Origin of the sequence: Micromonospora sp. NPDC049274 (assembly GCF_040678875.1) — a bacterium.
Lineage (GTDB): Bacteria > Actinomycetota > Actinomycetes > Mycobacteriales > Micromonosporaceae > Micromonospora.
Genome location: NZ_JBFAQS010000026.1, coordinates 1 through 15084 on the forward strand (window position 1 = coordinate 1; position 15084 = coordinate 15084).

The following is a 15084-nucleotide window of genomic DNA, read 5'->3' on the forward strand; positions in this document are numbered from 1 at the left end:
CGGCAGATCGACCGCGGCCACCGGGTTGAACGCCGCCTGCACCCGCTGGATCTGCGCGTTGCTCCACGGATCCGGCAGATTGTCGACGCCGTAGATCGGGTGACCACCCTCCTCCGGGGTGAAGTCGGTGGACCGCACGCCCGGCACCACGCTGGCCCAGGCGGACAGCAGCGTGTACGGACGCAGATCGGTGGCGCCCTTGCCGCGCTTGGCCATGGTTGCCGTGGCGAACCACTCGAAGCCCTGCTTGTTGTTGCATGCCGGCCAGATGAACTCGCCCTCGCCGTCGGGCCGCCCGTTCACGCTGACCAGGCCCTCCCCGTACCTGCCGAAGCCGTCGACGTAGTGCGGGATCACCGCGAAGTTGGCGTACGTCATCCCGGGATACAGACTGACATTGTTGCCGACGCCCACCTCGGCGATGATCGGCCGGGTGCCGTCGGCGCCGTTCATCGCCGCGTACAGCTCCTTCTCGAACTGTTCGGAATCCTGGCCGCTCTGGTTCGGCTCGTTGTTCTGACTCCAGCGGATGATCGCGGGGTGGTTGCGGTCACGCAGGACCAGCGCACGGGCGTGGTTGACCATGTTGTCGTGCCCGACGGACTCCTTCCACTCCTGCGAGGATTGGGAGCCGCGAATCGCGACCTCGTCGATGATCATCAGGCCCATCTCGTCGGCGACATCCAACATGTACGGGCTTCCGGGCTCCTGGTGGATGCGCACCACGTTGTAGTTCAGCCGCTGGTAGTTGTCCACCGCCTGCGGCCAGCCGCCGTTGCCGGACGACGGGGGCAGGAAGCCGGGCAGGGTGTGGTACGCGTCGCCCTTGCCACCGTTGTTGATCCGGTCATAGTCGGCGCCCTGGAGGTTGTCGCCGCGGAAGTTCACGCGCACGCCGTTGAGGTAGTAGTAGTCACCGTTCTGGGTGGCCTCCCGGAACCCGAACCGGTACTCGCCGTCGCTCGTCCGGCCGTCGTCGGTGACGGCATGCACCGTCAGCCCGTGCAGCTGCGCCCGGTACCCCGACCGGTACGGCACGTTGGGCCACCAGTACGAGGTGCTGTCGAGGTTCCACGCGACCGGCCCGACGGTCACGGTCGCGGTCGAGCGGGCCGCCACGGTGACCGTACGGCTGGGCAGATCCGGGTAGCTGAAAGCCGTTCCGTTCTTGGACGACAGCGACCCGGTCAACGTCACCGACCGGGAACTGCCCGACGTGTTCCGCACCGTCACGTCGTAGGTCAGCGTCTTGTTCGCCACCGACGTACGCACGAATGTGTCGCTGACGTACACCTCCGGGTACACCCGCAGGAACGCGGACCCGAAGATCCCCTGCGGGACCGCCTCGGACCACGTGGCGGCGTCGGGCACCAGGTACCGGCCGTTGGATGCCTTCAACGCGCCGCGGCCCTTCACGTTCACCGTGATCGTGTGGGTGGTGCCGGGCGCCGCGTATGCGCTGATGTCGAAGTTCGACGGGGTGAACGCCGTCGTCTGGGTGGCGACCACGCGGCCGTCGACCGACAGTGTCGCCTGGTGATTGACGGCACCGAACTCGATCCAGGTCGACTGCGGCTGCCCCGAGTCCGGAACCGTGATGCTGCGCGAGTACACCGCCTCGTTCACGGTGGTGAAGCCCTGCTTGTACCAGCCGCCACCGGGTACCGTGATCGTGGTCGCCCCCCGACCCGCAGGCGTGAAGTTCCACGTCCCGGCCAGGTCGACCGAGGTGATCGCGGCGTTGCCGGCCGCCACACCGTCAACACCGGCGGCCGCGACACTCTGCTTCGCGACCGGCGCGGCCAGGGCCGACCCGGGGGTCGTCAGGGTCAGGCCGCCCAGCGTCAGGGGCAGGGCGAGCGCCACGGTCGCGGCCAGCCCTCTGGCCAACGCCGACAATCGGCCACCCCAGTGGACGTTCGTACGATGCACGGTAACCCTCCTGTGACTCGTCCGCCAGCTCCGCAACACCGGTTCAGGGCACGGCCTCACGGCCGATACTCGAATCGATTCGACAGATCTGCCGGCGTCGCCGACCATCCGGGAAGGATGGTTGCGGCCAGATACATAGACCTGTATCAAAGGGCGTATCGAGCGTTAAGTCAAGGTTTCAAGACGGTTACTTCCCGCTCCTGACGCCTCGCAAGCTTCGAGCGGCCGCCGAGGAATACGACCCTTCCAGAGCGCAAAGGCATCGCGCTCAGGCATTCCGCCTCACCGGCCGAGTGGTGCGGCACCGATCGAATAGCGAACCGGTTCGCCTCTGCGGCACCCGACCGCGTGACACGCTCAAGGCGTGGACAGCACTGCGGTCCTCGGCCAAGTCGGCGGGCGGGCCCGGCCTGAACTGTTCGGTTCGAAACTGGGGTTAGGGTGTCGGCAAGGAACGTGCTTCGCCATCGTCACGGGCGGGTTGCGAGCTCTTAACGGTGAGTGTCTGACTGCGTAGACATGACTGCGCAATCATACAGGACTATGGCCGGCGACGGGAGATGCCGTGACGCGACTGGCGAGGCCGGGTGGAAGCCCTCCGGCGCCACGCAGCGTGGACGTCGCGCGGCTGGCCGGCGTCTCCCAGAAGACGGTGTCCAGGGTCCTCAACGACGAGCCGTATGTCTCGGCCGACGCGCGCCGGCGGGTCCTGGACGCCGCCGCGGAGCTCGGCTACCGGCGCAACCAGGCGGCCCGCGCGCTGGCCTCCGGGCGGACCCGGTCGATCGGCGTGGTGACGCTCGGCAGCGCCCTGTACGGGCCGGCGTCGTGGCTCATGGGCATCGAGGAGGCGGTCCGGAAGGTGGGCTACACGCTGCGGGTGGCCACCACCATCGAGGGCGACCCGGGCGGCATCGCGAGCGCCCTGGCGTCGCTGCTGGACCAGGGCGTGGACGGCCTCGTCATCTCCGAGCCGATCGACGAGGGCGTCGGCCTCATCAGCGTGGACGTGCCGGTCCTGGTCCTCGGTGCGCCGCCCACCTTCACCGCGCCGCAGGTGGTGACCGCCAGGGTCGGCGCGGGCCGGCTCGCGCGGGCCGCGACCGAGCACCTACTGGAGTTGGGGCACGCGACCGTCCATCACCTGGCCGGCCCGCAGCGGTGGTATTCGGCACGGGACCGTCTCGCCGGCTGGCGCGAGGCGCTCCGCGCTCACGGCGCGGACGAACCGCCGGTCGTCGAGGGCGACTGGTCGGCCGCGTCCGGCTACGCGGCAGCCCGGGAACTGGCCGGCGACGGCACCGTGACCGCGGTGTTCGCCGCGAACGACGACATGGCGATCGGTTTCATCCGCGCGCAGCTCGAGGCCGGGCGCCGGGTGCCCGAGGACATCAGCGTCGTCGGGTTCGACGACATCCCGATCGCCGCCTACGTCACTCCCCCGCTCACCACCGTGCGGCAGCCGTTCGACGAGGTCGCGCGGCAGGGCCTCGCGCTGCTGGTACAGGTCATCGAGAAGCCGGACGTCGAGCTTCCACCGGCGGCCGACCAACCGGTCGAGCTCGTCGTCCGCGCCTCGACGGCGCCACCTCCGCCCCGGCCGATCCCGGGACGTGACCGCCGAGCGATCCCCCATGCCCCCGGTGGCCCGCACGATCAGCCCGCGGGCAGCGAAGTCCCATCCACCCAGCCCTGATCAGCGTCGATCTGTTCACCTATGGCGGCACGTCACCCGAGCACCGGCCGCCGCTGACGAGCGGCGGCAGCACCCGCGCCGCGGGCCTGTAGATCGGGGTCCCGAAGGCGCCCGTCGACATCGCCGCCGCCCGGACCGCGCTCACTTCGCCACCCCGAGTCCAGGACAGCCGGTGGGATCGCGGCCGAGCCCTCTCCGCGACTGGCGTATGCAAGCAACCGCCTCGACTGACCGTGTCGGCCCTGGTTGGCTTCGGCTTGCCGGGCCGGATGAACCCGTCGGTGCGCCGGGCCGCTGAGATCAGCGTCCAGGGCGCTCCCCGCCGGGTCACCGCAGCGACCGATTCTGATCAGACCTAGAGCGGCAGCTCGCGCCCCCCTGGAACGGGAAGCAGGGGTACCCCCTGCTTCCCGTTCGCACGCTACTTTCGTCAAAGCCTGCACCACGATCCATGTGCGATGTCACACGCGATCGTCTTCTGGGGGTCAGGCAAGGAGAGGACGACCGATGTTCAGGCGTATCGCGATCATCAACCGTGGAGAACCTGCCATGCGGCTCATCCACGCCGTGCGGGAGCTCTCCGCAGAGACCGGGACCCCGATCGAGACGGTCGCGTTCTACACCGACGAGGACCGAACCTCGACCTTCGTCCGTGAGGCGGATCTGGCCCATCCGCTCGGTCCGGCCGCCGCGCGGCCCTATCTCAACCATGACTTACTGGAGCGCGCGCTCGTCAAGACGGGCGCGGACGCGGCCTGGGTGGGCTGGGGTTTCGTCGCCGAGGACCCGGCGTTCGCGGAGTTGTGCGACCGAATCGGGATCACCTTCGTGGGCCCGAGCGCGGAGGCCATGCGCAAGCTCGGTGACAAGATCGGCTCGAAGCTGATCGCCGAGAAGGTTGGGGTTCCGGTCGCTGCGTGGAGTCGCGGCGAGGTGGCCACCCTCCAGGACGCGCTGCGGGCCGGTGACGAGATCGGCTATCCGCTGATGCTGAAGGCGACCGCCGGTGGCGGTGGGCGTGGCATCCGGCGGGTCGACTCGGCGTCGGATCTGACCGAGGCGTACGAGCGGACCAGCCAGGAGGCGCTGCGGGCGTTCGGCTCCGGTGTGGTCTTCCTTGAGCGCCTGGTGACCGGCGCGCGCCACGTCGAGGTGCAGATAATTGCCGACGGCCAAGGCGGCGCCTGGGCGCTCGGTGTCCGGGACTGTTCGGTACAGCGGCGCAACCAGAAGATCATCGAGGAGTCGTCCTCGGTCGTGATGGCACCCGAGCAGGCCGCTGAGGTGAAGGCGGCCGCGGTCCGGCTGGCGCTCGCGGTCGGCTATCGGAGCGCGGGAACCGTCGAGTTCCTCTTCCAGCCGGGCGAGAAGCTGTTCGCGTTCCTCGAGGTGAATACGCGACTCCAGGTCGAGCACCCGATCACCGAGATCACCACCGGCACCGACCTGGTCAAACTCCAGCTGTACGTGGCCGGCGGCGGCCGCCTCGAAGGTGCGCAGCCCGTCGAGCAGGGGCACGCGGTCGAGGCTCGGCTGAACGCTGAGGACCCGGATCGTGACTTCGCTCCGTCCCCAGGCCGCATCGCCCGGCTCGCGCTGCCGGCCGGCCCGGGCATCCGGGTGGACACCGGAGTCAGCGAGGGCGACAGCATCCCGGCCGCGTTCGACTCGATGATCGCCAAGATCATTGCGTACGGCCGCAACCGCGAGGAGGCCCTCGGGCGGCTCCGTCGGGCGATGGCCGAGACCACGGTCATCATCGAGGGCGGCTCCACCAACAAGAGCTTCGTGCTCGATCTGCTCGACCAGCCCGAGGTCGTCGACGGCTCCGCCGACACCGGCTGGATCGACCGGGTCCGCGCCGAGGGCCGCCTGATCAGCCACCGGCACTCGGCGATCGCCCTGGCCGCCGCCGGCATTGGGGCCTATCTGGATGAGGAGGAGGTCAGCCAGCAGCGGCTGCTCGCCACCGCGCACGGCGGCCGTCCTGAGGTGCGGCACGACATCGGCCGCGCGCTCGACCTGAAGCTGCGCGGCGTCCGGTACCGGGTGCAGGTCTCCCGGCTGGGCCGCGAACGCTTCGGGGTCGACATCTCCTCCGGCGCCTCCTACGGGCACGCCGACGTGGTGACCGAGCGGTTCGACGACCACACCAGCCAGATGTACGTCAACGGCCACCGCTTCCGCCTGGTCACCGCCACCCACGGGCCGATCCGCACGATAGAGGTCGACGGCGTCACCCACCGGGTCAGCCGGGACGAGGGCGGCGTGGTCCGCTCCCCCGCGCCCGCCCTCGTCGTCGCCACCCCCCTCGCGGTCGGTGACGAGGTCGAGGCTGGCGCGCCCATCCTCGTGCTGGAGAGCATGAAGATGGAGAACGTGCTGCGGGCGCCGTTCAAGGCCCGGGTAGGCGAATGCGCGGTCGCGGTCGGCAGCCACGTCGAGGCCGGCGCCCCGCTGATACGCCTGGAGCCATTGGCCGATGATGTCGAGGAGACCCCGGCCGACGACGCCCCCGAGATCGACCTGCCCTCGTCGCAGGCCGACCTGTCCGCCGAAGAGAGCTTGGCGAACCTGCGGGCCATGCTGCTCGGCTACGACGTCGACCCGGCCGAGCTCGAGGTATATCTGGCCACGCGTACCGATCCGCGGCAGGGCGAGCTGGACCTGCTGACGGTCTTCGCCGACCTGGCCGAACTGAGTCGCAACAGGCCGGACGACGACTGGAAGACCGAGCCGGGCAACGCGGTGCACAGCCCTCGCGAGTACTTCCACAGTTATCTGCGGAGCCTCGACGCCGACCGGGCCGGACTTCCCCCCGCGTTCCGGACCCGGCTCGAACGGGTTCTCGCGCACTATGGCGTAACCGATCTGGACCGGACGCCGGAACTGGAGAACGCGGTCTTCCGGATCTTCCTTGCCATGCGGAAGTCGGCCGCGAACGCGGGTATGGTCGCGGAGATCCTGGGCCTGTGGATCACCGCGAATCCGCCCCGGGAGCCGCTCGCCGGCCGTGCCGCCATCGCGCTGGGGCACCTGATCGAAGCCACCCAGGTACGATTCGTATCCCTGTCCGACCTGGCCCGGGGCATCGTGTTCCGGTGGTACGCGCAGCCGCTGCTCCGGCGTACCCGAGCGAAGAGTTATGCCGAGGTCCGGGCTGGCCTGCGTTACCTCGATCGGCATCCCGATGCTCCCGACCGCGCCGACCACATCGAGCGGATGGTCCGCTGCCTGCAGCCCCTGGTGAGGATCATCGGCGAACGGATCCGGCGTCCAGGCCTCCATGATCATGCGCCGTTGCTGGAAGTGCTCACCCGCCGCTACTACGGCAACCGCGGCCTGACCGCGGTGACAGTGCAGGACGAATTCATCACGGCAGAGCACGGCACGACACGCGTGGCGGCGGGTGCCACGGACATGACAGGTCTTCCCTCCGCCCTCGGCAGGCTGAACAAGCTCGCCACCGGGACAACCGGCGAAGAACTGGTCGCAGACCTGTACGTCGCGTGGGAGGACCAGCCCGCCATCGACGTGATGGCAGCACGATTCGGCGAACTGCTTGCCGAGCATCCTCCGCACATCGGTGTGCACCGCGTGACCGTGACCGTGGCCGGCACCCACGGCGCGGTGATGCACCATCACTTCACGTTCCGCGCGGATGAGTCGGGACATTTCACCGAGGACCGTCTGATCCGGGGTCTGCATCCCCAGATCGCCAAGCGCCTGCAACTGAAGCGGCTCCGCCAGTTCCAGTTGACTCGGCTGCCCTCCGTCGACGAGGAGATGTACCTCTTCAAGGCGGTGGCCAGAAACAATCCGGCTGACGAGCGGCTCATCGCAATGTGCCAGGTCCGGGACTTGACCGCGCTGCGGGAGACCGGCGGCCGCCTGCTGGCGCTGCCGGCCCTCGAGCAGGCCCTCACGCTGGCCCTGGACGCGATCCGCACCATCCAGGCGCAGCGCCCGCAGAACAAGAGGTTCGACACCAACCGGATCATGATGTACGTCTGGCCGGTCACCGAGTTGTCACTGGACGAGCTGAACGCGCTGGTGCAACGGATCCTGCCGACCGCCTCCGGGGCCGGCCTGGAAGAGGTGCAGTTCATCGCTCGTCAGCGGCGATCCAGCGGGGAGCTGACCGAGGTGGCGGTGACGATCACCCTGGAGCCGGGCAACGGCGCGCGCCTGCACGTGGGCGAGCCGTCCACCGAGCTGGTGCAGCCGCTGGACGACTACCGGCAGAAGGTGCTGCGGGCGGCACGGCGCGGGACTGTCTACCCGTACGAGCTGACCGACCTTCTGGGCAGTTTCGTCGAGTACGACCTCAACTCCGCCGGGGCTCTGGAGCCGGTCGACCGGCCGAAGGGCCGGAACTCGGCGGCCATCGTCGCCGGTGTCGTCACCACGCCGACCGACCGCTACCCGCAGGGCATCAGACGGGTTGTGCTGCTCGGCGACCCGACCAAGTCGCTCGGTGCCCTCTCCGAGCCGGAGTGTGCCCGGGTCATCGCCGCACTCGACCTGGCGTCCGCTCTGGCCGTGCCGCTGGAGTGGTTCACTCTCTCCGCCGGCGCGCGGATCTCGATGTCCTCGGGCACCGAGAACATGGACTGGGTCGCGGCCGCGCTCAAGCGGATCGTCGAGTTCACCCAGGCCGGCGGCGAGATCAACATCGTGGTCGCGGGCATCAACGTGGGCGCGCAGCCGTACTGGAACGCCGAGGCCACGATGCTCATGCACACCAAGGGCATCCTGGTCATGACACCCGACTCGGCGATGGTCCTCACCGGCAAGCAGTCGCTCGACTTCGCCGGTGGCGTGTCGGCCGAGGACAACTTCGGCATCGGCGGCTACGACCGGGTGATGGGCCCTAACGGCCAGGCGCAGTATTGGGCGCCCAGCCTGCCAGCCGCCCGGGACGTACTCATGATCCACTATGACCACACCTACGTGGCGCCGGGTGAGTCCCAACCCCGTCCCGCGCTCACCACCGACCCCGCCGACCGGGACATCTCCGGCTACCCGCACACCATCGCCGGTAGTGACTTCACCACCGTCGGCGGGATCTTCTCGGCAAGACACAACCCGGACCGCAAAAAGGCCTTCGACATTCGTACGGTCATGCGTGCTGTCTCCGACCAGGACCACCCCGTCCTGGAGCGGTGGGCCGACATGGCCGACGCCGACACCGCCGCGGTCCAGGACGTGCACCTCGGCGGTCGCCCGGTCTGTCTGATCGGCATCGAGTCCCGGCCGGTCACCCGGCGCGGCTTCCCGCCCACCGACGGTCCCGACACCTACACCGCGGGCACCCTCTTCCCGCGCTCGTCGGCCAAGACGGCGCGAGCGATCAACGCCGCTTCCGGCAACCGACCGCTGGTGGTACTGGCCAACCTGTCCGGCTTCGACGGTTCACCGGAATCCATGCGCAACCTCCAGTTGGAGTACGGCGCCGAGATCGGCCGGGCCATCGTCAACTTCAGGGGCCCGATCATCTTCACCGTGATCTCCCGCTACCACGGCGGCGCATTCGTGGTCTTCTCCAAGGCCCTCAACCCGAACATGACCGTCCTGGCGCTGGAAGGTTCGTTCGCCTCCGTCCTCGGCGGCGCCCCCGCCGCCGCGGTGGTGTTCTCCGGTGACGTCAACAACCGCACCGCCAACGACCCGCGCGTCGCCGAACTCGAGACCCGGGTGGCAGCCGCGTCCGGTGCCGAACGGGCTGCCCTCAGCATGCGTCTCGCCGAGGTCCACTCATCGGTGCGCGCCGAGAAGCTCGGCGAGGTGGCCGCGGAGTTCGACCGTGTACACAGCATCCAACGGGCGGTCGAGGTCGGCTCGGTGGACGCCATCGTGAGCACCGCCGAACTACGTCCCCGCCTCATCGAAGCCATCGAACAGGGCCTCGGCAAGCGGGGAGCGTAGCGCGGCCACGACGAACCGAACGAACACCCATCGTCGGTTGCCGCCACGGTGAAGAAGCTCATTGCTGGCAGCGGCGCCCCGGAAATGTCCTGCCGGGACACAGGTGGGGCTCACCGCCGACCGACCCCTGTGTTGCTAGGGGTGGCCGACCGCGCGTCTGATCACTACCGTTCGATTAATGCGAAGGACCCTGTACGCGGTCAGTGACCTGCACGTGTCGTACCGGGAGAACCGCCAGGTCGCCGACACGCTGCGGCCGGAGTCCGACGACGACTGGCTCCTGGTCGCGGGCGACGTCGCGGAGAAGTTCGACGAGGTCACCGGCGCACTGGCGCGGCTCAGCGAGCGGTTCGCCAAGGTGATCTGGGCACCCGGCAACCACGAACTGTGGGCCCACCCGCAGGACCCGGTGCAGCTCCGCGGCGAACGGCGCTACCGGGAGCTGGTCCGGGCGTGCCGGGAGCTGGGCGTGCTGACCCCGGAGGATGAGTACGCGGTCTGGCCCGACCCCGATGGCCCGCTGGTGATCGCCCCGCTCTTCCTGCTCTACGACTACACGTTCCGGGCGCCCGGTACCCGGACGAAGGACGAGTCGCTGCGCTACGCGTACGACACTGGCGTGGTGTGCACCGACGAGATGCTGCTGCACCCCGACCCGTACCCCAGTCGCGAAGCCTGGTGCCAGGCGCGCGTGACCGAAACCGAACGGCGCCTCGCCGCCGTCGACCCGGCCCTGCGCACCGTGCTCGTCAGCCACTGGCCCCTCGTGCGACAGCCCACCGACATGCTGCGGTACCCGGAATTCGCGCAGTGGTGCGGCACCGAACTGACCGCCGACTGGCACGTCCGATTCCGCGCGGAGTTGGCCGTCTACGGCCATCTGCACATACCGCGGACGGCCCACTACGACGGCGTACGGTTCGAGGAGGTCTCGCTCGGTTACCCGCGCGAGTGGAAGCCGCGACGCGGCGACGATCCCGCCCCCATGCGCGCCGTCCGGCACACCCCGATCGCCGCCCGATGATCGAGGAGTTGCTCCCGGCAGGCGTCCGCGTCGCCGAGGCGTTCCGCGATCTCGACGACGAGCCCGTCTACCCGGGCGAGGAGTCCGCGGCTGCGCAGGCGGTCGAGTCCCGCCGGCGCGAGTTCGTCACCGCCCGCTGGTGCGCGCGTGAGGCCCTGGCCCAGCTCGGCGTCCCACCCGGCCCGATCCTCCGCGGCGAACGGCGAGAGCCGGTCTGGCCTGCCGGCGTCGTCGGCAGCATCACCCACTGCGCAGGCTATCGCGGCGCGGCCGTCGCCGACGCCGGTCACCTCGCCAGCCTCGGCATCGACGCCGAGACACACGCCCCGCTGCCGGAGGGTGTCCTGGAAGCTGTCACGGTGCCCGCCGAACGGCCGCGTCTGGCCGCGCTCGCCGTCCAGGATTCGTCGGTCTGCTGGGACCGGTTGCTGTTCAGCGCCAAGGAGTCGGTCTACAAGGCGTGGTTCCCGCTCGCCCGGCGGATGCTCGGCTTCGACGAGGCCGAGCTGACGTTCGACCCCGCGGCCGCCGTCTTCCGGGCCCGTCTGCTGGTGACCGGCCCGGTGTCCGGGTTCACGGGGCGCTGGCTGGTGAAGGACGGGCTGGTGCTCACCGCGGTAACGGTGAATGCCGCACCTGCACCTCGGTAAAGGCCTCGAGCCCCAGCCGGCCGTTCTCGACGCCGATCCCACTGGACTTGTGACCGCCGAACGGCCGGCCCGGATGCACCTCGAAATGAGTGTTGATCCAGGTGGTGCCGCACTCCAGGCCCTCGGCCACCTCGGCCGCACGCTCGGTGTTGCCGCCCCAGACGGACCCGTCCAGACCGAAGTGGGTGTCGTTGGCCCGGTGGACCGCCTCCTCGACCGACCGGTACGGCAGGATCGGCAGTACCGGGCCGAACTGCTCCTCGGCGACCACCCGGGCGTCGTCGCCGACGCCGGTCACGATGGTCGGCCGGTAGAAGTAGCCGGGTCCGACGCCCGGCTCGCCGCCGGCGGCGATGTGGGCGCCCCGGCCCCGCGCGTCGGCCACCAGGTCGATGATCCGTTCAAGCTGTGGTCGGTTGTTGACGGGCCCGAACTGAACGCTCGCCTCGAAGCCATTGCCGACCCGGGCCTCGGCGGCCAGTTTGGCCATGGCGCCGACGAGGTCGTCGTGCAGCCGCTCGGGCACGTACACCCGCTTTATCGCGGAACAGAGCTGGCCGTTGTTCTCGAAGGCGTACCTGAACAGCTGCGGGGCGACGGCGTGTGGATCGGCGTCGTCGAGGACGATAGCGGGGTCGTTGCCGCCCAGCTCGAGGGTCACCCGTTTCAGGTCGCGGGCCGCGGCCACCGCGACCTTCGTGCCGGTCGCCACGCTGCCGGTGAAGCTGATCTTGCGGGGCACCGGGTGGGCGGTCATCGACGCACCCAGCGGATCGAGGCCGCTCACCACGTTGAGCACCCCGGGCGGGAGCACCTCGCGCATCAGCTCGCCGAACGCCAGGGTGGTCAGCGGCGTCCAGGGGGAGGGCTTGAGCACCATCGTGTTGCCCGCCAGCAGCGCCGGGCCGATCTTCCAGCAGGCCAGCATCAGCGGGAAGTTCCACGGGGTGATCGCGGCGACCACCCCCATCGGGCGGCGGACCACCTCGACGTGGGCCGCCGGGTCGTCCCGCAGGACCTCGTGCGGGATCGGCAGGTCGGCCGCGTACCGCAGCCACCAGGCGGCGCCGCCGATCTCGTACGCGGCGTCCTTGAGGGGTTTGCCCTGTTCGGCGGTGAGCACCGGGGCCAACTGACCGGTCCGCCGGGTCAGCAGGTCGGCCGCGGCGTGCAGAGCCCGACGGCGGGCGCGCTCGTTACGGCGCCACGACTTGTACGCCTCGTGCGCCGCCGTGAAAGCGTCGTCCAGCTGTCCCTCGTCGCAATCGGGTGCCTCGGCGTGCGGCCGGCCGGTGGCCGGGTTGACCACCTCAAACGTCGCCGTGCCGGTCACCCGGGCGCCGCCGATCGTCATGGCGTACTGCGGCATCGTCTCCCCCTCGTCGGTACCGGGACGTTAGCCGGACCGGACCGGGCATTTCCGTCGCTGGGGCGATTCTCAGGGGCGACCTAGGGGTTACCTCAGCTCGAGGCTCGCCAGATAGTCGACGGTGCCGCCGGTTTCCGTCGAAGGGAACGAGCTCTTGTCCACCGGAGTTCCACATCTCGCGGGCAACTACGCCCCGGTCACGCACGAGCTCACCGCCACCGATCTGACCGTCACGGGCGCCATCCCGAAGGAACTGACCGGCTGGTACCTGCGCAACGGCCCGAACCCGCACGAGGCGGCGTCCGCGCACTGGTTCCTCGGCAGCGGCATGGTGCACGGAGTACGGCTGGAAGGCGGGCGCGCCACCGCCTACCGCAACCGGTGGGTACGCACCACCGCCCTCACCGACGGCGCCCAGCTGTTCGACCAGTTCGGCAACCGCGACCTCACCGCCGGGACGGTCAACACCCACATCGTCCGACACGCCGGGAACCTCCTGGCGCTGGCCGAGTCAAGCCTTCCCTACCTGCTCACCCCGGAGCTGGACACCGTCGGCGCGTACGACTTCGGCGGCCTGCTGACCACGCCGATGACCGCGCATCCGAAGACGTGCCCGCTCACCGGCGAGCTGCACTTCTTCGGGTACGGCATGCTCACGCCCCCGTTCCTGACCTATCACCGGGCCGACGCCGCCGGGAACCTGGTGGTCAGCCGGGTCGTGGACGGGGTCGGCCCGACGATGATGCACGACTTCGCCCTGACCCAGCGGCACGTGGTGTTCCTGGATCTGCCGGTCGTATTCGACATGAAGCTGGCCATGCGCGGCGAGGCCTTCCCGTACCGGTGGAACCCCGCCTACCCGGCCCGCGTCGGGGTGCTGCGGCGCGACGACCCGCACGGGGCGGTCCACTGGTTCGAGGTGGAGCCCTGCTACGTGTTCCACGTCGCCTGCGCGTACGACGACGGCAACGACATCGTGCTCTACGTCGTGCGCTACCCCTACCTCTGGCGCTCCGGCAGCGGCGAGGCCTACCCCGAGTCCAACCTGTGGCGGTGGACGATCGACCTCGGCGCCGGGAAGGTCGCCGAGGAGCAGCTGGACGACCGCAACACCGAGTTCCCCCGCATCGACGATCGGCTGTCCGGCCTCGAATCCGGTTTCGTGCACACGGTCGTGGCGGCCTCGCATCCGCGCCACGACCCGGTCGACGGGGCGCTGCTGCGCTACGACACCGGCACCGGCGCGGTCGCGCGGCACAGGCTCGCCCCCGGCCGCATTCCCAGCGAGGCCGCGTTCGCCCCCGCCGACGACCGGGCCGGCGGCGCCGGGTGGCTGATGACCTACGTGTACGACGCCGCCACCGACACCAGTGACCTGATCATCGTCGACGTCGACGACATGACGGCCGCCCCCGTCGCCACCATCCACCTGCCGCAGCGCGTCCCGTACGGCTTCCACGGCAGCTGGCTGCCCGATCTGTGACCCGATCCCTCAGAACGGAGAAAACGCACGTGGGTTTCGAATTCATGAACGGCTCCTGCCGTTCCTTCCGCGGCGACGGCAAGCTGGACCTGCTCGTTCGCGACCCGGACACCGGCGAGTTGCTCGTCTACCCGCACAGCGGCAAGCTCAACGGCACCTCGACCTACGAGGACCCGGTCAAGATCGCGGACGACTTCACGCGTAAGCGGTTCTGCTTCATCCGGGCCTGCGACGTCTCCGGCGACGGGCAGGCCGAGGTGTGCGCGTTCAACGTCAAAGAGGTCGTGATCAACGGCGAGCTCCGCCAGATCAACACCGGCGAGAACGGCCAATTCGGCTTCTTCTGGTTCCCCAACCTCGGCGGGCCTGGCGAGATCGGCCCGCTCGGCGAGCCGATGCGCATCTCGGGCAAGCGCGACGACGACCGCTACTGGTCGACGTTCGGCTTCGCCGACATCACCGGCACCGGCAACGACGACATCTACTCCCGCGGTCTCGGCGGCGGCAACTTCGACAGCTTCCCGCACCTCAACAACGGGGTCGTCGCAGACGACACGTACGACCGGGAGCCCTTGCCGCTGACCACGATCGACCCGGCCGACTTCCCGTTCGCGATGGCCGACTTCACCGGCACCGGCAACCTCGACCTGCTGGTCCGCCGGGCCAACGGCGACATCGCGCTGTTCGAGTTCCCGGTGCCGACCGGCTCGGAGCACGTCGAGCCGGAGCGCGGCAACTGGTACGTGGTCGCCCGCGGTTGGCAGGACATGAAGTTCCTGACCCACACCGACGTCGACCTCGACGGCAAGCCGGACCTGCTGACGCTGCGCCCGGACGGGACGCTCGCGGCCTGGGTCCACACCGGCGAGTTCGACCGCGACAACCCGGAGAGCCTGTTCGCCGAGCCGGTCACGGTCGGCACCGGCTTCGGCAGGTTCGACACCGTCAGCTGACGCCGACCGAACAGTCCCCCGCCGACGGGCACCCCGGTGCCGGATCTGG

At 69.6% G+C, this 15084-nt stretch carries 8 protein-coding genes; 6 read left to right on the plus strand and 2 right to left on the minus strand.

The genetic code is table 11. The annotated features are described in order from the left end of the window. A partial coding sequence (locus AB0K10_RS31360; RefSeq protein WP_363689546.1) for a glycoside hydrolase family 2 TIM barrel-domain containing protein occupies positions 1-1932 on the minus strand: 1932 nt, incomplete at its 3' end. Positions 1933-2497: 565 nt separating this feature from the next. Between AB0K10_RS31360 and AB0K10_RS31365 the strand changes: the two genes are divergently transcribed. The 4 genes from AB0K10_RS31365 (at position 2498) to AB0K10_RS31380 (ending at position 11230) form a co-directional block, all read left to right on the plus strand. Further along, on the plus strand, positions 2498-3628 hold the full coding sequence (locus AB0K10_RS31365) for a LacI family DNA-binding transcriptional regulator (protein WP_363689548.1): 1131 nt from the start codon (positions 2498-2500) through the stop codon (positions 3626-3628). 507 nt (positions 3629-4135) lie between these two features. After that, positions 4136-9556: a biotin carboxylase N-terminal domain-containing protein gene (locus AB0K10_RS31370; RefSeq protein WP_363689550.1), complete on the plus strand. Its 5421-nt coding sequence runs from the start codon at positions 4136-4138 to the stop codon at positions 9554-9556. A 178-nt stretch (positions 9557-9734) separates the two neighbouring features. Then, positions 9735-10580, plus strand: coding sequence for a metallophosphoesterase (locus AB0K10_RS31375; protein WP_363689552.1), 846 nt, complete (start codon positions 9735-9737; stop codon positions 10578-10580). Beyond that, positions 10577-11230: a 4'-phosphopantetheinyl transferase superfamily protein gene (locus AB0K10_RS31380; protein ID WP_363689554.1), complete on the plus strand. Its 654-nt coding sequence runs from the start codon at positions 10577-10579 to the stop codon at positions 11228-11230. The genes AB0K10_RS31375 and AB0K10_RS31380 overlap by 4 nt, the downstream gene beginning before the upstream one ends. Here the strand turns inward: AB0K10_RS31380 and AB0K10_RS31385 are convergent. Continuing rightward, positions 11190-12599 carry an aldehyde dehydrogenase family protein gene (locus AB0K10_RS31385; protein ID WP_363689556.1) on the minus strand — a complete coding sequence of 470 codons (1410 nt, stop codon included), beginning with the start codon at positions 12597-12599 and terminating at the stop codon, positions 11190-11192. The two genes, AB0K10_RS31380 and AB0K10_RS31385, sit on opposite strands and share 41 nt — an antisense overlap. A 154-nt stretch (positions 12600-12753) precedes the next feature. On the opposite strand from AB0K10_RS31385, the gene AB0K10_RS31390 reads away from it, so the two are divergent. Together AB0K10_RS31390 and AB0K10_RS31395 are read left to right on the plus strand one after the other, a co-directional pair. Further along, positions 12754-14082 carry a carotenoid oxygenase family protein gene (locus tag AB0K10_RS31390; RefSeq protein WP_363689558.1) on the plus strand — a complete coding sequence of 443 codons (1329 nt, stop codon included), beginning with the start codon at positions 12754-12756 and terminating at the stop codon, positions 14080-14082. A gap of 29 nt (positions 14083-14111) precedes the next feature. Further along, positions 14112-15035 carry a hypothetical protein gene (locus AB0K10_RS31395; protein WP_363689560.1) on the plus strand — a complete coding sequence of 308 codons (924 nt, stop codon included), beginning with the start codon at positions 14112-14114 and terminating at the stop codon, positions 15033-15035. The last annotated feature ends 49 nt before the right edge of the window (positions 15036-15084 follow it).